This window comes from Maribacter spongiicola (assembly GCF_004364165.1).
In the GTDB taxonomy this organism is placed as follows: domain Bacteria; phylum Bacteroidota; class Bacteroidia; order Flavobacteriales; family Flavobacteriaceae; genus Maribacter; species Maribacter spongiicola.
In genome coordinates this window covers 1,155,108-1,174,315 of sequence record NZ_SOAY01000010.1, presented here as the reverse complement: position 1 = coordinate 1,174,315, position 19,208 = coordinate 1,155,108, and the positions used below count along the sequence as shown (strand labels likewise).

The 19,208-nt window shown below is 33.8% G+C and carries 18 protein-coding genes and 1 pseudogene; 9 read left to right on the top strand and 10 right to left on the bottom strand.

Annotated features, from left to right (window positions below; all coding sequences use genetic code 11):
- Nucleotides 1-7 precede the first annotated feature (7 nt).
- The 4 genes from CLV90_RS05445 (at nt 8) to rlmB (ending at nt 4,747) form a co-directional block, all read left to right on the top strand.
- A complete protein-coding gene (locus CLV90_RS05445) occupies nt 8-934 on the top strand; it encodes a hypothetical protein (protein ID WP_133686474.1) in 927 nt (308 codons plus the stop codon).
- A 170-nt stretch (nt 935-1,104) separates the two neighbouring features.
- A complete protein-coding gene (locus CLV90_RS05440; protein WP_133686473.1) occupies nt 1,105-2,511 on the top strand; it encodes a PQQ-dependent sugar dehydrogenase in 1,407 nt (468 codons plus the stop codon).
- 78 nt (nt 2,512-2,589) lie between these two features.
- On the top strand, nt 2,590-3,936 hold the full coding sequence (locus CLV90_RS05435; RefSeq protein ID WP_133686472.1) for an arylsulfotransferase family protein: 1,347 nt from the start codon (nt 2,590-2,592) through the stop codon (nt 3,934-3,936).
- Nucleotides 3,937-4,012: 76 nt separating this feature from the next.
- Nucleotides 4,013-4,747, top strand: coding sequence for a 23S rRNA (guanosine(2251)-2'-O)-methyltransferase RlmB (rlmB, locus tag CLV90_RS05430; RefSeq protein WP_133686471.1), 735 nt, complete (start codon nt 4,013-4,015; stop codon nt 4,745-4,747).
- Between the two features lie 7 nt (nt 4,748-4,754).
- On the opposite strand, the gene CLV90_RS05425 is transcribed toward rlmB, so the two are convergent.
- Entirely contained in the window at nt 4,755-5,501 is a 747-nt protein-coding gene (locus tag CLV90_RS05425) for a rhomboid family intramembrane serine protease (protein ID WP_133686470.1), read from the bottom strand.
- Nucleotides 5,502-5,639: 138 nt separating this feature from the next.
- Between CLV90_RS05425 and CLV90_RS05420 the strand changes: the two genes are divergently transcribed.
- Entirely contained in the window at nt 5,640-6,917 is a 1,278-nt protein-coding gene (locus tag CLV90_RS05420; protein WP_133686469.1) for a replication-associated recombination protein A, read from the top strand.
- On the opposite strand, the gene CLV90_RS05415 is transcribed toward CLV90_RS05420, so the two are convergent.
- The 7 genes and pseudogenes from CLV90_RS05415 to CLV90_RS05385 form a co-directional block, all read right to left on the bottom strand.
- The gene (locus CLV90_RS05415) at nt 6,914-7,816 is read right to left on the bottom strand and encodes a hypothetical protein (RefSeq protein ID WP_133686468.1); all 903 of its coding nucleotides are present in this window, start codon (nt 7,814-7,816) and stop codon (nt 6,914-6,916) included. The genes CLV90_RS05420 and CLV90_RS05415 overlap by 4 nt on opposite strands.
- A 77-nt stretch (nt 7,817-7,893) precedes the next feature.
- Nucleotides 7,894-9,336, bottom strand: a complete 1,443-nt coding sequence (locus tag CLV90_RS05410) for a DUF5723 family protein (RefSeq protein WP_133686467.1) — start codon at nt 9,334-9,336, stop codon at nt 7,894-7,896.
- The gene (locus CLV90_RS05405) at nt 9,333-9,878 is read right to left on the bottom strand and encodes a hypothetical protein (RefSeq protein WP_133686466.1); all 546 of its coding nucleotides are present in this window, start codon (nt 9,876-9,878) and stop codon (nt 9,333-9,335) included. Before CLV90_RS05405 ends, CLV90_RS05410 begins: the two co-directional genes overlap by 4 nt.
- Nucleotides 9,879-9,930: 52 nt before the next feature.
- Nucleotides 9,931-10,620 (bottom strand): YjjG family noncanonical pyrimidine nucleotidase, encoded by a 690-nt coding sequence (locus CLV90_RS05400; protein ID WP_133686465.1) that lies wholly within the window; start codon nt 10,618-10,620, stop codon nt 9,931-9,933.
- Nucleotides 10,613-11,908, bottom strand: coding sequence for a polysaccharide deacetylase family protein (locus tag CLV90_RS05395; RefSeq protein ID WP_133686464.1), 1,296 nt, complete (start codon nt 11,906-11,908; stop codon nt 10,613-10,615). The genes CLV90_RS05400 and CLV90_RS05395 overlap by 8 nt, the downstream gene beginning before the upstream one ends.
- Nucleotides 11,909-12,070, bottom strand: a pseudogene (locus CLV90_RS05390) (JAB domain-containing protein); the annotation flags it as partial.
- Nucleotides 12,071-12,300: 230 nt separating this feature from the next.
- On the bottom strand, nt 12,301-12,540 hold the full coding sequence (locus tag CLV90_RS05385) for a helix-turn-helix domain-containing protein (protein ID WP_133686463.1): 240 nt from the start codon (nt 12,538-12,540) through the stop codon (nt 12,301-12,303).
- Nucleotides 12,541-12,605: 65 nt separating this feature from the next.
- On the opposite strand from CLV90_RS05385, the gene CLV90_RS05380 reads away from it, so the two are divergent.
- Entirely contained in the window at nt 12,606-13,196 is a 591-nt protein-coding gene (locus CLV90_RS05380; protein ID WP_133686462.1) for a hypothetical protein, read from the top strand.
- Nucleotides 13,197-13,403: 207 nt separating this feature from the next.
- Here the strand turns inward: CLV90_RS05380 and CLV90_RS05375 are convergent, their stop codons facing one another.
- On the bottom strand, nt 13,404-13,769 hold the full coding sequence (locus tag CLV90_RS05375) for a helix-turn-helix domain-containing protein (protein WP_133686461.1): 366 nt from the start codon (nt 13,767-13,769) through the stop codon (nt 13,404-13,406).
- Nucleotides 13,770-14,088: 319 nt separating this feature from the next.
- On the opposite strand from CLV90_RS05375, the gene CLV90_RS05370 reads away from it, so the two are divergent.
- The 3 genes from CLV90_RS05370 to CLV90_RS05360 all read left to right on the top strand — a co-directional run bounded on the left by CLV90_RS05370 (nt 14,089) and on the right by CLV90_RS05360 (nt 17,323).
- Nucleotides 14,089-15,348, top strand: a complete 1,260-nt coding sequence (locus CLV90_RS05370; RefSeq protein WP_133686460.1) for a tyrosine-type recombinase/integrase — start codon at nt 14,089-14,091, stop codon at nt 15,346-15,348.
- Nucleotides 15,341-16,306 (top strand): tyrosine-type recombinase/integrase, encoded by a 966-nt coding sequence (locus CLV90_RS05365; RefSeq protein ID WP_133686459.1) that lies wholly within the window; start codon nt 15,341-15,343, stop codon nt 16,304-16,306. Before CLV90_RS05370 ends, CLV90_RS05365 begins: the two co-directional genes overlap by 8 nt.
- 111 nt (nt 16,307-16,417) lie before the next feature.
- Nucleotides 16,418-17,323, top strand: coding sequence for a site-specific integrase (locus CLV90_RS05360; protein ID WP_243835268.1), 906 nt, complete (start codon nt 16,418-16,420; stop codon nt 17,321-17,323).
- Nucleotides 17,324-17,858: 535 nt separating this feature from the next.
- On the opposite strand, the gene CLV90_RS05355 is transcribed toward CLV90_RS05360, so the two are convergent.
- Nucleotides 17,859-18,956, bottom strand: a complete 1,098-nt coding sequence (locus tag CLV90_RS05355; RefSeq protein WP_133686458.1) for an adenylate/guanylate cyclase domain-containing protein — start codon at nt 18,954-18,956, stop codon at nt 17,859-17,861.
- Between the last annotated feature and the right edge of the window lie 252 nt (nt 18,957-19,208).

Genomic DNA, 19,208 nt, shown 5'->3' with positions numbered 1-19,208 from the left:
AAGAAAAATGAAAAGATATATTAAAAACTTATTAATGCTTTCGTTGGTAACCACAGGTTTCTTAGCCTGTGAATCTAGCAACAAGACAATTGATGATGTCTTCGATGAAGTAACCCGTGGTGCTGTATTTAGATCGACTACTCCAGCCACTGAGATAGCTGCACAAGAACTTAGCTTCTCAGACCCAACTGCATCAGTATCAACTACATTCGAAGTAGAAGACAATGCACAAGGAGGTCTATTACAAGATGTTCAAGTGTATAGCGCATTCAATAGTGCTGCCGATCCTTCTACTTCTGTTGCAGAGGTTTTAATTAATACTATACCTGCTTCAGCTTTCACAACGAATGATGATGGATTACCAAGCACTACTGTTACATTTACTTTAGGTGAATTAGCTGCAGCCTCAGGCTTAACAGCAAGTGATTACACGGGTGGTGACTCTTTCACTATAAGATATGTATTAAATCTTACAGATGGAAGAGCTTTTACCAGCACTAATTTGAATAGTACCGTATCTGGCGGGTCTTATTTTAGATCTCCTTTTACCTATACCATTCCATTAGTTTGTCCTCCAATTCCTCCAACTCCTGGAACGTGGACAATAAACATGGAAGATGCTTACGGAGATGGATGGCAAACAGTAGGTAACGGTGGTCCTGGTATTACCATTACCTTAAACGATGGTACCGTATTTGAAGTAGGAATGTGTTCACCTTATGAAGCTTCACCTTATGATTGTACGCCTGGTGATGCCAGCGCTTCAACAACTATAGATATTCCTGTAGGAACTACAACTGCAGACTGGGTATTTCCTGGTGACACCTATGGTGAAATATCTTTCACAATAGTAACGCCTAATGGAAATGTAGCTGCTGACTCAGGATTAAATCCACCTGCTGGTGCAATCGCAATTGATTTCTGTGTTGACTAAATTCTTAGTTAATAAATAATAAAAAGGGTGTAAACTTGGTTTACACCCTTTTTTCATTTAAACCATTTTCAATTGAAAAGGTTTTATTATATTGAATATTCTAAAAAGTATTCAATCTTACAGCAAATCTATATTTCTGTTTTTATACAAAAATAAACCTCATAAAAATAATGACGCGTTATCTACTTCTTTGTTTCGTATTACTTCAAATTTCATGTAAGAATAATTCAGATAAAAAAAAAGTAAATCCTGTTATAACTATTGAGACAACTAAAGTATTAAACGAAGATTTGGTGATCAATGGCGACCTTTTTTTTCCAGAAGGTTTTTCTGCTATAGTAGTTGTAGATAGTATTGGACCTTCTAGACATATTGCAGTTAATGCAAACGGCGACATTTATGCCAAATTAAGAGAGCCAAATGGAACAAATGGCAACATGGCATTACGGGACACATCGGGTAATGGAGTTGCCGATATAAAACAACGATTTGGCAACTATCCAAATGATGGAACATTCGCTACAGAAATGCGCATACATAATGGCTATTTGTATTTTAGTTCTGAACAAGTAATTTACCGGCAAAAATTAAACACAAATCAACTAATTCCTGAAGGTAACCCTGAAGTTATACTAACAGATTACTTTCCTAAAAGATGGCACAATGCCAAATCATTGGCTTTTGACAAAAAAGGAAATATGTACGTAACATTTAGCGCACCTACCAATGCGTGTGAAGATCCTAATTCTGTTGGTCAAATTAAAGGAATGAACCCGTGCCCTGGTGTTGAAGTTCTTGGCAGTATTTGGAAATTTGATGAAAACAGATTGAACCAATCTCAACAAGATGGGCAATTGTATGCCACCGGAATACGAAGTATGGTAGCCATTTCTTGGAACGATGAAGACAATACGCTGTATGGTTTACAGCACGGTCGTGATTACCTGCATAATCATGCTCCACAATACTTCAGCAAATGGGACCAAGCAGTGTTACCTTCAGAAGAATTTATGAAAATTGAAGAAGGAGATAATTTTGGTTGGCCATATAGTTATTATGATCATTTTAAAAATAAAAAACTAATTGCGCCAGAATATGGTGGTGATGGTAAAAAAGAAGCTACTGACTATAAAAATCCTATCATGGGCCTGCCTGCACATTGGGCACCTAATGACCTTCTATTTTACAAAGGTGATGCGTTTCCTGAACGATATAAGCAAGGTGCATTTATTGCTTTTCATGGATCTATGAATAGAACTCCTTATCCACAAGCAGGATATATTGTTGCATTCATTCCTTTTAACAACGGAAAACCAACAGGTGAATGGGAAGTGTTTGCAGATGGTTTTGCAGGAAAAGATACCATTGTAACAATGCCAGATGCAAAATATAGGCCCATGGGTTTAGCTGAAGGACCTGATGGATCACTTTTTATATCCGAATCAAAACAAGGTAAAATATGGAAAGTATCTTTTAATGGCAATAAATCTGAATTTGGTGAGGAACAATTACAGGAAATGGAGAAAGCTAAATCAAAATCTTATTTGAAAATTCCTGAAAAATTAAAAAACCACTAACTATTCATAACCATTGGAACTTACTATTACAAAACAAAAAATTGATATTATCTTGTAACAAAAAAAAGAAAATTACTTATGATTAAGTTAAACATTACAGATTTAAAAATTACCCTTTTCTTTTTATTATGTACCGTAGTTTCATCTTGTTCTAATGATAATAACAGTATTGAAATCTCTGAAGAAGAAATTGAGAACCCAGAAACTACCGAGGAAGAAAATGAAGAAACACCTATTGATTCCGTACAAACATTAACGGGAGAATTAGGTACTGTTACCTTTTACAACCAAGCACTAATAGAAGACCATTATATTCTAGTAAATGATGCCGCTGCAAATAGTGTATATCTAATGGATAAAAATGCGGACTTAATTTATAATTGGCCATTAGGTGATCGCAAAATTGGTAATGACGTTATTTTATTAAATGATGGTACATTATTAGCCTCACTTGAATCTGACAATCCGGAGTTTGCATTTGGAGGTCAAGGGGGAATAATACAAATTATAAATAAAAACGGAGAAGCTATATGGAACTTTGATTATTCGAATACGGAACATAGATCTCACCATGATGTTGAACTATTACCAAATGGAAACATATTAGCAATTGCATGGGAGAAAATGTCAGCTGAAGAAGCAATTGAAAATGGTTATCAACTTGACAATGCCATTTATCCTGAATCAATAATAGAAATAAACCCAACCACCGATGAAATCGTATGGGAATGGCATTCAAAAGACCATTTAATTCAAAATTTTGATGACACTAAACTTAATTTCGGCAGTGTTGAAGAAAATCCGCAATTAATTAACCTGAATTATGTCAAAGCCACAAATGGTAACATTATGCACGCTAATGGTATAAGCTATGACGACTCGAATGATTTAATATACCTCAGTGTCAACTATTACAGTGAAGTTTGGGTAATAGATCATTCTACAAATAGCAATGAGGCGATATCTCACTCTGGCGGCAATTTTGGAAGGGGTGGTGATTTGGTCTACAGATTTGGAAACCCTACTACACAAAATGATAATATTACAGAACGACTGTTCGTCAACAATCATTATCCTAATCTTTTTGAACCGGGCAAGATACTTGTTTATACAAATGGTGGTGATTTAGAGCAATCTACAGTCTATGAACTTCAACTACCAGCTGATTTATCTCAAAACACTATACCTGCTCTTAATCAACCAGAAGTACTTTGGAGTTTTACCGACCCAGAATTGTATGCGCCTAAAGTATCAGGAGCTGTTCGTCTACCAAACGGTAACACATTAATTACCGAAGGTGACTTTGGTATTTGGGAAGTTACCCAAGAAGGTAAGATTGTTTGGAAATTTTCTGCGCAAGGTTTTTTCTGGAGGGCATACCACTATGCAAAAGACCACCCCGCAATCTTGGCTATTGACCTGTAAATTTTTAAAAAATAATTAATCTTATTATTTAAAACCGCCCAACAAATGTTGGGCGGTTTTTATTTACCTTTGCCCCATGCAAAAAACCACTCAAATTTATGGTCTAAGAGCCATTATAGAAGCTGTCAATTCTAATGAAGAGATAGATAAGGTATTTCTTCAAAAAGGTCTTAAAGGAGACCTTATGAAAGAACTGGAAGGTATATTGCGTCGAAATGAAATCAATATGGTCTATGTGCCTATTGAAAAATTAAATAGGCTTACCAAAAGTAACCATCAAGGGGCTGTAGCTAACATCTCCCCTATCGCATTTCATACCCTTGAAGATTTGGTTGAAAAGGCAAATGCAAAAGAAGGTCCGGCTTTATTTTTATTACTAGATCAATTATCAGATGTACGTAATTTCGGAGCTATTATTAGAACTGCCGAATGTACGGGTGTTGATGGTATTATAGTTCAAAAGAAAGGTGCCGCTCCTGTAACTGCAGATACCATTAAAACTTCTGCTGGTGCCGCATATAGAGTGCCGATTGCAAAGGTTGATCATTTAAAAGATGCCGTTTTCTATTTACAGGCATCGGGTATTAAAATTGTATCGGCTACAGAAAAAACAGATGATTCTGTTTATGATGTTCCATTTACCGATTCTATTGCTATTGTTATGGGTGCTGAAGATCGTGGTATTACACCTTCTATTTTAAAAGCATCTGATTACAGGGCTAAGTTGCCATTACTTGGTGAAATAGAATCATTAAACGTTTCTGTGGCATGTGCCGTATTTTTATACGAAGCAGTTCGCCAGCGTTTGTAATTCAACATTATATTTTCGATTCATTTTCAGGATTTTCTTTAAAGATGTAGTTAATTTTTAAACTACTTTCTTCATCGGTATCTTCCTCCGTTGGTAATTCTCTAAAGTTTCCATTTTCATCAAAATATTGCAAGAACAGGTCATCTTCCTCTTTAAAGTCTTCCTTTTCCCATTCATATTTTTTGGTTGGTGGTATGCGTGCTTTCACGACTTTAGCTAAAAACAATCCGGTTAAGAAACCTCCTAAATGTCCTTCCCAAGACATTCCTTCTTTTACTGGAAATATATACCAGAGCATGCTTCCGTAAATAAAAACAACAATCAACGAGAGGGCTACCAATCTGAAGTAAGAACTAAATATCCCCTTAAAAAAAATAAAGCTCGCTAGCACATATATGAGTCCGCTTACACCAATGTGGTACGATGTACGTCCAATCATCCATGTTAAAAATCCTGATAACAGTATTCCGTATAAAACTACTTTCCAAGCGACATCTCTATAAAAATACCATAAGGCTGACAATAGAATTGCTAATGAAATAGTGTTGTTATATAGGTGCTCTAGAGAACCATGAATAAACGGACTAAACACTACACCACGTAAACCAAGTAGTGTTCTGGGCATAATCCCAAACTCATTAAAATTAACCCCTAAACTCAATTCTACCCAATATACGCCCCATATTAAAATCATTGCTAATAGCGGAATAGCAATTACTTTATTTGAAAATTTATAATGTCCCATTTCAGACATGAGCTAGATTTTGTATTTGAATAACAATTATACTACCAACGTTTACAAATTGGTCATATTGTCACTCCAATCCTTACTTAACAATCAATTGGCACTTTACTTTTTTATTCTCATTTAAGTTTAGTATACTTTTGTACTATGAACGAACCTTTAGCAGAACGCGTACGGCCTAAAACATTAGACGAATATATTAGTCAACACCATTTGGTGGGTGAAAAGGGCTCGCTAACGAACCAAATAAAAAAGGGTATTATTCCGTCATTAATACTTTGGGGACCTCCTGGCACGGGTAAAACTACCTTAGCTAACATTATTGCTGAGCAAAGCAAAAGACCCTTCTATATTTTAAGTGCCATCAATAGTGGTGTAAAAGACATTCGGGAAGTAATCGATAAAGCGAAGCAAGCTGGGGGATTATTCACTGCTAAAAACCCCATTTTATTTATTGATGAGATACATCGTTTCAGTAAATCTCAACAAGATTCTCTTTTGGCAGCTGTTGAAAAAGGATGGGTTACGTTAATTGGTGCTACTACAGAAAACCCAAGCTTTGAGGTAATACCTGCCCTACTCTCTCGTTGTCAGGTCTACATTTTAAATGCCTTCGGAAAAGATGATTTAGAAAACCTGATAAAAAGGGCAATGGAGAAAGACACATTGCTAAAGTCTAAAAAAATCGAACTTAAAGAAACGGAAGCTTTGTTACGTTTATCTGGCGGTGATGGTAGAAAATTACTGAATATTTTTGAGCTTGTAGTTAATTCTGAAGCAGGTGACGACATTGTCATCACCAACGAATTGGTATTATCTAAAGTGCAGAAAAATACTGTGCTGTATGACAAAACAGGTGAGCAACATTATGATATTATATCGTCTTTTATAAAATCTATTAGAGGGAGCGACCCAAACGGAGCCGTTTATTGGTTGGCTCGAATGATCGAGGGTGGTGAAGATGTAAAATTCATTGCCCGTAGAATGCTTATTTCAGCATCAGAAGATATCGGTTTGGCAAATCCAACGGCTTTGGTGATGGCAAATACCACCTTTCAAGCTGTTACTGCTATTGGTTACCCCGAAGCGCGTATAGTATTAAGTCAATGTGCCATTTACCTTGCGACCTCAGCAAAAAGTAACGCTAGTTATATGGCAATCGGTAAAGCGCAACAAGTGGTTAAACAAACTGGGAATTTGACTGTACCATTGCCGCTAAGAAATGCACCTACCAAATTAATGAAAGATTTGGGTTACGGACAAGAATATAAATATGCCCACGATTACCAGAACAACTTTGTAGATGCCGAGTTTCTACCCGATGAAATTAAGGGTACTACCTTCTATAAACCTGGGAATAACGCCAGAGAAAAAGCCCTTAGCGATTTTCTAAAAAACCGGTGGAAAGCGAAATATGACTTTTAGAATTTGATATTCAGTTCTTCTAGAACTAGTTTATCATTTTCATAATATTCAAAAATCCAGTTACCCTCTTTTTGGTATACCATACCATTTTGGGTATCGGTTTTTGCCATAAAGACATTGTCAGCTGAGCTTTTTAATAAATTCATTCTAACCTTAGGCGAGCTATCTACCAACTGATATCCATTATCGGTTGCCTGAGCATACCACATATCTTTAGATGAAGGCTTTTTAACCTCTAGACTTTTGAAAGCAGGCTTCTGAGTTTCAGTCTTTTTAATGTTGGACTCAACTGGAGTATTATCTTTATAATACTGTGTTTTCTCCGTTTCTTCAGAAATTACTGTAGGCGCTCTTTTTACGTTTACTTCTTCTGCTGCCTTTTCTACTTGTAAAACCTTATGGGCTTTAGACTCATCTAGCTTTTTAACGTCATTTCGAAAATTAACCGTAACAGCTTCATCCTTTTTTTCTTTGGCTGTGTAATTATAATTCATACCATTAAATGAGCGCATAGACTCTCTAATAGCTTCGCTATAGGCTGCCTTATATTCCTTTTCTTTACTAATGCCCTGCATGGTGCTAAAAACGATTTTGTCATTACAGTCCTTTAAGTTGATGATAGTCTTTGTAGAAAACATACTACTATCATCTTGCAAATCTGCCACAACACCTATACATCTATTAAATTTCAAATCTTCAGGTAATTGGTCGTCATATACCGTAACAAAACCTTTACCGGTAAAAAGATATTTTATCAACGTACTTGTTTGGTGTTCGTTCATATTTTTAAAAGCATCAAACTTTTTTGGAACGATGATATATTTATAATCATCTAAATCAGTTTGTGCGAAAGAAGAAAATCCTATAAAAGTGAATACTAAGGCGATAACTATTTTCAAAACGTTGTAAATTTTAAATTCACGGTAATATATGAAAAAAGCATGCCAAAAAAATAAAAAGTAGCGAAGAAGATATACTACTTATTACGCCCCCAAGAAATAATATTCAATCCGAATTGAAATGAAGCGTAGTTTGTTGCCGCTATATTATTATAAGATAATAAGTTATCTGCCATAAGATAAAAGTTGACAGGTCCGGCTTGCAGGTTCATACCCAAACCTACATTAGTAGAACTGAATTTATCTACGGTATATGTTCCTTTAAGTGCTAAAACATTACCTATTCTGCGCATATAAAAACCGGTCAGAGCCATTTGCGGACCTCTTGGTCGATTAATCATATATAATTGCCCACCCACAGAATTTCGATACTTGGTACGCAATTCGCCACCACCAGAAGATCCGGCTGTACAATCGCAACTTTGAGACCCACCGTTACCTACAGGCTCACCAAAATCATTTCTTATAGAAGCATATAGTTTTGTGGGTCTAAACGAGATATAACTACCTGTATCGGTCTCAAAAGGCACTGCCTCCTCAATTTCATCGACTAAGTCTTGCCAAAAATCCCTATCCAAGCTTGCAAAATTGTCTAAAACATCTATTTCAATACCTTCCACAGATGTATTTCCTTTTAGGCTATAGCTTTTAGAATCACCAGAATGGTATATAAACCCTACATCCAATAAACTACCGGTAACGGTAGTACGTTCAGAAAGGTGATATGTAAACCCAACATCTACCCCCAAACCTAAATCACCACCAAAAAGTGCTCTACTAACAATTTCATTTGCAAGAGCATCATCATTATTGGCATCTCTTAAACTTCGCAGTCCAGATGTGCGTAAAAGCAAATCAGCATTTAAATTCGAAGCAATTAAATTGTTCTGCCCTTCTACATTGGTCAAATGCCCATTATTGGTTGAAGAACTATAATCTGCAATGGCCGAATACAATTTTCCTCTTGCACCAATGGTTAGGTTACGATCTATTTTTTTATTGATACCGAAATGAAAAACATTCACCAAAGAACCACGAACCTTCAAATCGCCCAAATCATATCTTCTACCCAATTGATCCGCATTACCGTCATATAATAGGTATGCATAATCTTGTGGCCAGTAACCTATATTATCAAACTCAAGATATCCGCCAAATGAATAAAAAACATTCGGATTCTCACTTCTGAATCCGCCATTCAAATAATCCATTTGTATCGTTGTACTTAACTCATCTTTAGGAGTAAGAACATCTAATGCACGCTCTCTAAATTTTATATTAATATCAATGCCATCATTGGCAAAAATATCATTGACGGAAATAGCATTAGAACCACCATAGCCAGAAATACCTGATAATAAAGGTACACCTGCGTACCATTTAAAATCAGATTCTACACCGGGGTTTATAGAAAGGGATTGTGGTATTTCATTAAAATCATAGAGAATTTGCTTATTCTGAGCTGTTAGACTCAAAGTAAGCAATACGCCAGCTATAAAAAAGCAATGGCATAATCTCATCGTATATCTAAAGTAAATTGAGCGCTAGAACGAAGCACTATTGCAGGATCTGGCAAAGTAGAAGAGCTACTGTTATCACCTAAATTTATAGCTGTCAACCTTATTTCTGAGGTCGCTTTTATAATATCTAGGCTTTTACCTGTTGTCCCATATGCTACATCTCGTTGTAGAATAGCCGTTGGTGCAGCATCCATACTAAAAACTTCGGTATCCAATACATTTTCGGCTTCGTCTAAAAACTCTAGTCTAATTTCTATAGGTTTACTGGTCGTATTCTCTAACTCGTAAGTCAGCACTCCTGCTAGAACCCTTTCTGCAAAAAAAGGTTCTTCGAAAGCATCAAAATTAAAATCTTGAGTAAAAAAACTTAATCCTTCTACCCTATTAATCAATGTCTCTTGAGCCTTTACATAGAAAATACTTGTTTCATAACTTGGGGTAATAGCTAAATCATCTATTTGGTCAAAATCTTGTTCTTCTGAACAAGACGTTACCAGTAGCAGACCTACCAAAACCATTACCAGAATACGTACCCCTTTCATCACCTCTTCATAGATTAAAACATATAGACAGATGTCTATAGTAATAGTAACTCTATAAAAGGGATTTTATTTCTTGCAAATCGTAAATAATAGGAGCAATATTGTGACTTTCTTCTTTGTGGGCGTTAAAGTGTAAGGTATAAAAACCTAAAGATTTGGCACCCATGATATCTGCCTCTAAACTATCACCGATCATTAACGACTTTTCTGGCAACACACCAGCCTTATCTAAAGCCAAGTTAAAGATGACCGGATTAGGTTTTTTAGCACCCGCCATTTCAGAGTCTATAACCTGATCAAAATAACTATGAATACCAGAGTTTCTAAGCTTCTTATCTTGAACTTCTTGAAAACCGTTGGTAATAATGTGTAGTTTATATTTAGGTTTTAAATAATCTAACACCTCAATAGCATTAGGAAAAAGAGTGTTGAATGAGGATAAATGATTAATATATTCTTCGGATAATAAATGAATTAAATCATCAGTAGCAGGATGCCCCATAGTATCAAAAACCGATTTAAGGCGTTGATACCGTAATTCGGATTTTGTTATTTTATCTTCTCTAAACAACCTCCAAAATTTAAGGTTTGCAGGTACATATACTTCTAGGAAATCTTCTAAGTCTACTTCAACTTTTTGCTCGTTGAATATCTTATTAAATGTAAGTGCCGAGTTCTGATCAAAGTCCCAAAGGGTATGGTCTAAATCGAAAAAAATATCTGTTACTTTACCTTTAAACATGTTGTTGTTTTATTACTTCGGTGTACACATTCATCCAATCTCTATCTTCTTTATTACCTAAAACCTCATTAGAGAACATCGTAATAAGCGTACCATTAACTTTTCTAACCTCATTAGTAATCATTTGCACCTGACGCAATACTTCTTGGTCTTTCTTAATTTTTGAAAGTGATATATCATGAATCGCAAACGGATGCACTTTTATAGGCTGCTTTACTTCTAATGGAATATCATAAAACTGAAATGGTGTACAGGTGCCTGCCCTAAAACCAAGTTCAAAGGTATACCCCATAGTGTAGTCATTGGTAAATTCTGCCGCAATAAGATTACGATACGTTTGAGGCACATCGACCCTATTATATCGCATTTTACAATTGTTTACAGGTCTATTAATGACCACTTCTAAATTAGATTTTTCTTTCTTTAATAGTTCTAGATCAGAAAATGAACTATAGCTTGCCGCCAATGATACTGGCACGTAATCAGCTACATATTTTATAAGCGACTTAAATTTAATACTGTTGATAGATACGTTTTTATCATACTTTGAATAATCTGCATACTGAAAAAAGAAATTACATTTTACATTATACTTCTTATGCAAGGCAATTAATTCAGCATAATTATCATAGGGATCTTTCTGTCTATTTAAACCTACTGCTATACGGTCATAAACTCTTTTAAATTTGAATCTCCCAATGTCCATTAGCATGCCTACCAAACCGCGAACAAGACCTCTATTCGCATAACAGTGTGAAGTTGCTACGTCAATTACCGATACAAAATCATAGGTTTTACCCTTATATTCCAAATCTGGAAAACGTTCTTTTAACGCATCCAATAATTTAAGAGCCCAAATATCTACCACGGGTTTTTGAAGGAATCCGTTTTGGAAGGCGATACTATCTTTCGGAGAAAATCTACCATGAATATCCTTTACATGCGGCAGGTATTCTTCATACCTTGAAAGCAGAAAAAAACTAGCGGCAAAAATATCAAACGGTAGGTTACTACGCTCCCCTGCTTGAAAAAAACAAGGTTCATCTTCCCAAGCTCCAATATTTAATTCAATATCATTAATACCTTGTTCAAAAAGCAACTCGTTACTACGAACAAAAAATTCGTTTTGTAGTGGTTGTTTTGTATACGTTATTTTTGGTCCGGTATGCTTTATAAACTCCTCTACCTTAGTGGTAAAATCAAGCTCAATGCCTAATATATTCACAAAGATATGCCTCATGATATAGGTAAGACGTGGTGTTATTTTATGTGTATATATCAATAACATCTATAGAATTTTTTCATCTGCAAAGCTATAGTAACTTTTTTGGGTAATGATCAAATGATCCAACACTTTAATATCTAAAGTTTCGCTTGCAACTTTTATTTTCTGGGTGATCTGTTTGTCCGCAGCACTAGGTCTTAATGTACCAGATGGGTGATTATGAGCATTATGTAAATATTCGCATAATGTGCATTATGCAAAGCTTTATATTATGTAAACAAAATTTTAAAACACCCACACCTTAAGCCTTAGCCAAAAAATAACTTTGCATAATTCTTTAAAGATATAAAAACATCGATTAAGATTTTAATTAAGACCTCTGGAATGACTACTACCCAAGTAATGTATAATACAAAGCTTTAGCATATAAATTGAAAACATAAACTCAAGAAATTTTAAGTTCTGCCATGTTTTTGAACATTTTTAAAGAAATCTACTAAACTGACCTCAAAATACTCACATAACCGTTGTAGGGTAGTTATAGTGAAATTCACATGGCCAGCCTCCATTCTTGAAATATGAATACCAGTGTCGTTGTATACATCTTCTTGGGTCAACCCACGGGAATGCCTGATTTTCTTCAGAACTGCGGAGATTTGAAGTAATAATAAATCGTTATGTAATTGACTTCCCATAGAATGATGGAAAGTCTTAATATTAAATCATTTTTATAATGACATATATGTCATTATATTTATGAATGCGTTCAACCGATTATAAACAAGAAATTTTAATTTCCACCGAACTTCCTGAGTCATTGATGGTTCTGATAATCAAATATTGGGCTTTCGAAAATGATGATTTCAAATACAATCTTTTAGATTTTATTGATTTTAATCCATTTGAAGAATCAAATGAAACTTTAGATAAAATATTAATCAATTCTAAATGCCTAATAACTTTAAATAGCTGTCAACTTTGTAATTCTTACATAAAATATACGGCAAAAAATAGAGAGGACTACTACGAACTGATCCGTTTAAATCATAAGGTTTGTATACACTGTAAAGAATTTTCAGTAAATTATAACAATAAATCAATTAATTACAAAACAGTAGAAATAGCACTCAAAGAATTATCAGAAACTGAGTTAAAAGTGCTTGTTGGAATCGTACAACTCAAAAGTAAAACACTTATCTATCGGCATATATTCAATAACGATTTAGAAGATTCGAACATTTGGGGCATAATCAATGTTCTGCAACGTAAAAAATTAATCTCAATAGATAGGGATGACAATTGGAAAATTAAAAATTTCAACTACAACCAAAAATTAAAAAAATTAATATAATATACCGGTATATTTAGAACAGGCCATTAATTTGAACCTTATAAAATGCTTTAATATAAAATATAAGAAGTTTTAGAATTGTCCGATACGATTTAAACTGTATGTGGTATCATGTTCTTATGCCATTAGGGGTATCTAAAGATAAATTTACCAGCGGTATGAAGAAAAAATAATCAATTAAGCAAAAGGATTTTTAGTGTCTAGAATTTAAGAATAGGAATCTTCAGACTCATTGTAAACCATTTTGGTTTGTGTATTTAAATACAGACCTCTCAATATCTTTCTTAAAACCAGTTTATCCTCCGGGTTTATCAAAGAATCCCTTAACCTTTGGTAGTCGGCGTCAAGTGAAGAATTTGAAACTTCTGTAAGATTGGAAAAATACTCAGAATCCACACCTAAGCCATTAATTATTTTATTAATAATTCGTTTGGTAGGCATATGGTCACCTTTTTCATATCTAGCAACTTGAGCCTGACTTATATCACAAATCTTGGAAAGTTCAGACTGAGTGTACCCTCTTTCAAGTCTTAATTCTTTTAATTTCTTTCCAAAATAACTTTCGTTTGTCATTTTTATTGTTATTTTTGATATAATTATTTTACATTATATCATATTTTTACATAATTATACATTTAAGTGAATTATGTTAGATGTAAATGTCGTACGATAAAATATCGTGCGATAAAATATATTTCAATATAAAAATATTTGTATACAATTATATTTTATACAGATATAATTGTATACAAATATATTTTATACAAATATAATTTCTTGATAGTACCGAAAATTTTTTGGATTAATTATATGCAATTTAGTCATATACCAAATGAATGTAAAAATTTGAACCATGAAGTTTATTTCTTATTAATTAAAACCCACGATTAAAATGAGAAAGAAACTTTTAGATTTTATAGCACTCAGAAAAAATGCCGCTAATCATCTTGAGAAAGAATTAGGTTATGCTGTAAAAACAATCTTAGGTTATGAAAGGCACTGGAAACAGCTACAAGAATTTATGTATGAAAATAAAATACCTCTCTACAATCAAAAAGTGGGCAACGCCTTTCTAAAGTCATACTTTCTTATCGCATCTGATTATTCTAAACAAACATCCATAATAGCAATTAGAATTCTTACTAAATACCAAAATAACACCCTAGAACATACCCGTAAACTACCCGATAAATATCCGCTTACTTTTGATGGGCCTATTGGCACCATTATATCATCTTTTATTTTTTATCTAGCCTCGAAAGGAAGATCTAGAAGCACCCTACACAGTCATCAGAGGGTCCTGTTCGATTTTAATAAATATTGCAAGACCAAAGAAATTAACAATGTTGACAAAATAGATATTGCATTTTTGCTTACTTATATAAATCAAATGCACTGCCCGTTTAAATCTAATATGACAATTGCGATTACAGCAATTAGAGGTTTTATAAAATTTTTATACGAAGAAGGTTATCACACCAGAGATATTTCTAGAAAAATACCTAAGGTAAAACACGTTTCTCGACCTAAAATATCCTCTGTTTATAGTAAGAAAGAAATGAAAATTCTTTTGGAATCTATTGATAGAACCACATCCCAGGGAAAACGTAATTATTTAATAATAATGCTTGCTAGTAGATATGGCTTGAGAGCAAGTGACATTTGCAATTTGAAATTTGAAAATATAGATTGGGAAAAAAATATAATTACTATAGTTCAGCATAAAACCTTGAATGAACTTAGTTTGCCATTGTTATCTGACGTAGGAAATGCAATTATAGACTATGTTAAATATGGCAGAAAAAAATCTGGCGAAAAAAAATTTATTTTACTTCTTGCAAGACCACCATATGGCAAATTCACAAATTCAAATACTGTAACACATATAGTGCAAAGGGCAATAATTAAAGTTGGTTTGAGAACTAAGAATCGCAAATTTGGACCGCATTCACTAAGACATAGTTTAGGTTTTGAAATGCTTCAAAATGCTACTAGTATCAATGTAATAACCCAAATTTATGGGCACTCCAGTCAAGAATCTTCCAGGTACTATCTTAGAATAGATTTAAAATCCATGCTTCCATGTACTCTTTCTGTACCCCAAATATCAAAAGAATTTTACTATCAAAGAGGAGGTATTTTTTATGAATAGAAATTATGTTAGTATTTATGGTGATTATATTACAAAATACATAGAGTATAAAATAAAAATGGGTTATAAGGCTAAAAAAGATGCCTACATGATGTTTCAGATTGACAAATTTGCTGCTGAAACTAATCAACAGAGTCCAGGAATTACTAAGGAGTTCGCCGAACTATGGGGTGAACAAAGACCTCATGAATCAAAACGATACAGATATTTAAGAGTTGCAATGCTTGCCAGATTATCCAGCTTTATTTCTGATTTGGATATTATTTCATTTCAACCGGTACTTCCTCCTTACCCCCCTAGTGATTTCGTACCTTATATTTTTACCCAAGCTGAAATAAACGAACTATTTAAGTATTGTGACCTTTTAAGGTTAAAATTAAGAAACCCAAATTATCTATTGTTCAATATGCCAATGCTATTGAGAATTTTGTATGCGACCGGAATACGTATTAGCGAGGCAAAAAACCTTCTAATTGACAATGTCAATACAATCGATGGCTTTATAAAGATTGAAGATTCTAAAAATGGTCAAGAAAGGTTAATTCCAATTTCTAAATCGTTGATTCAAGTTTGCAAATCTTTTAAAGAGGAAAGAGCAATTTTTCTTGGAAAACAAAATAAGTCAATATTCTTTTTCTCTAGCAAGGAAGGAGAAAAACTAGACGGCGGAATTCATGATTACTTCCATCAATGTTTGGACCAAATGAAACTTCAAGGAGCAACGAAGAGTGGCTATCCTAGAATACATGACCTTCGGCATACTTTTGCTGTTACTTCAATGGCAAAGATGGCAAAACAAGACATTGACATGTACGCTTCATTACCAATTTTATCGACATACTTGGGACATATGTCTATTAAATCCACAAATACTTATATAAGGATTACTACCAGTATGTACCCTGAACTTATTGAAAAACTGAATATTAACTATATCGATATTTTTCCAAAAATTTAACGAACATGCGCACAACGGACTTTGCAGAACAGCTCTCAAAATACTTAATCAACTACCTACCAAACCAAAGGGGGGTTAAGCGGAAATACGATAACCTCATACTGCACAAGTATGGTGTTATTTTTAGATTATTTAGAAAAATATAAAAATCTAAACCCAGAAAAAATTTTAATAAAAGAGATTAAAGCAGAATTGGTAATCGATTTTCTCGAATATTTACAAATGGTAAGAAAAGTTAATAATTCAACTAGAAATCTTCGCCTAGCGGGTATAAAATCTTTTTTTAGGTTCCTTATGTATCAAAACATTGAAAGTTTATATGAAACACAGCGGATATTATCAATTCATACAAAGAAAACCAAAAATGATCTTGTCAAATACATTTCAAAAGACGCTATGAAATTGATAATGGAACAACCTAATTTAAATACAAAAAGAGGTGTTCGCCAATTGGCTATAATCTCACTAATGTACGATTCTGCAGCACGCGTTTCAGAATTGATAAACCTTACTCCTTCAATGTTAAGAATAGAAAACCCATCTACAATTAGAATAACTGGAAAAGGCAATAAGGTTAGATTAGTACCATTAATGGATGCTCAATTAATACATTTAAAAAACTACATTAAAATCTTCAACCTTGATAACCCCGTCAATCAATTACAACCACTTTTCTTTAATAGTAGAAGAGAAAAACTAACCAGAGCAGGTGTTACATATATATTAAGAGCAATGGTCAATAAAGCTAGAGTTAAAAATCCGGAAGTTTTTCCAGACAAAATATCTTGTCACACCCTTAGACATACTAAAGCAATGCATATGCTACAGGCCGGTTTAGAACTAATATACATAAGGGATATCTTAGGACACTCCTCCATTGAGACAACCCAAATCTATGCAAAGGCAGATACCTTACAAAAACGAATAGCCTTAGAGAATACCTATGAAAACCTATCTCCTGAAGAACCATTATGGGAAGGTAATAAGGGACTGATTAATTGGTTAAAAACATTTTAAAATAAACAATCCCAAACTATTCTAGTTTTACTATAAAGTAATAATTCTTAACCAATATATTACAGTTCTATAAATTATAGTTCTTTCAAACAGGCTCTTTTCAATAAGGACTGTATCTCACTTCCTGTAAATGGAAATTCAGCTATTTAGTATATCATTTAAATAGGTTGAATTATTATTTATCGCGAGCTTTTTTCAGAACTTACATATATAATCATGCCATTAACACAAAAAACATTTAGGATATAGAAGTTCGTCATACCCCGAACTAATATATCATATTAATAGATAAAAAAATTCAATTACTAATGGTATTTTTTGATTCATGATTGTTCGTTCACCAGAAGCTATTACAGAAGATGAAAAAATATAAATTTTTTAAACTGGATTATACTAACTTAGTATATAAATTGAAACTTTATGCCGAGGAATCTGCTAAATTTTATGTCATTTTGATTTTAGATTGATTTAATATTAGACGATAGGGTTAATTCTTTATTACCTATTGAATTTACGCCTATCCAATTCCAAATAATTATTCCGGTATCGTAAATAAGGGTATATGCTCTTTTTTTCCTTTTAATTCAACAACTCCCACCGAATTGATCTTAAATTCATGTTCAAGTTCTATAGATTTGATTAAATCTTCAGAAACTAAAATATCTACATTGTATGTATTACAAAGCCCTTGAATTCGAGCGGTCGTATTGAGCACATCTCCAGTAAAAATAATCTCTTTTTTAAGTGCTCCTATTTCACCAGTGGTAACCTGGCCCACATGAAGTCCGGCCTTAAAAGTAGGAATAATTCCAAATTTCGCTGTATACCAGTACGCTCTATTTTTAAGGGCTGCTTTCATGGCAAAAAAGCAGTTGATACAGTTATTGTTCTTGATTCCTTCTTCGTATTTCCAAGAAACTACGATTTCATCCCCGATATATTGATACACTTCTCCTGAGTAATCAACAATGGCATCCGAAAAATCGGAATAGTATGCCTTTAGTAATTCAAAATATTTGATGTGCCCCAATTGCTCAGCAATCGTCGTTGAGGATTTCATATCGGAAAACAAAAAAACGCGCTTTTCCTCAATGGGGCTGTGATATTTTCCAGTGAAGAAATTCATCAAAACCCCATGCCCTATGTTCGCGCTTATCTCGGAATAAAAAAGACTGATAAACAAACTGAAGGAAATCGAAACGATGGTGCTTGCAAATTCCAAGCTAAAGAGAAAGTCCGCCAATTTGTCCAAAACAATCGGGTCGAAAAGAAAAATATTAGATTCCAAAGAAGCCGCAATCGGATATGATATAAGGATAACCAATAGCAAGAAAATAGAGTAAAAACCAAACTTATAGGCGATTTTAATTAAAAAGCTATTTTTACAGAACAGGTTGCCCAGCCATACCACTTCAATCGCACCAACCAATAAACCAACAACAATGGTCGCTATGCTCGCAAAAAGAAAAACCTCTGGAGTCATCCTTATTACGGCAGATTGGTTCAAATTTCCTTCTAGTGCAACAGCCAACACGGCTTCCTGAGAGAAAAGGTTGACCCAACCTAGAACAAGCCAAATCACTCCGAATGGAGTGATACGTGAAATGTTTCTTTTTTCTTTTGGCGATAACATTTATAACTAGTTATATGAATCTCATTTTTTAAAATATTAATAAAGAACCCTAGGAAAATATTCCTTTCAATACCGGCTTGTTGTCAGCATATGCGTTTAGCTTCGATGGTTAATTTTCAACTTCAAATAGAAGACTTTCAACTAGAGTAAAAATAATTCATTTTAGTTTTTAAGATGATGCCAAGTAACTTTATTACCGTATATTTTCACCAGTTTTATAAAAACACTATTTACTTCACCAATTATTTTAGG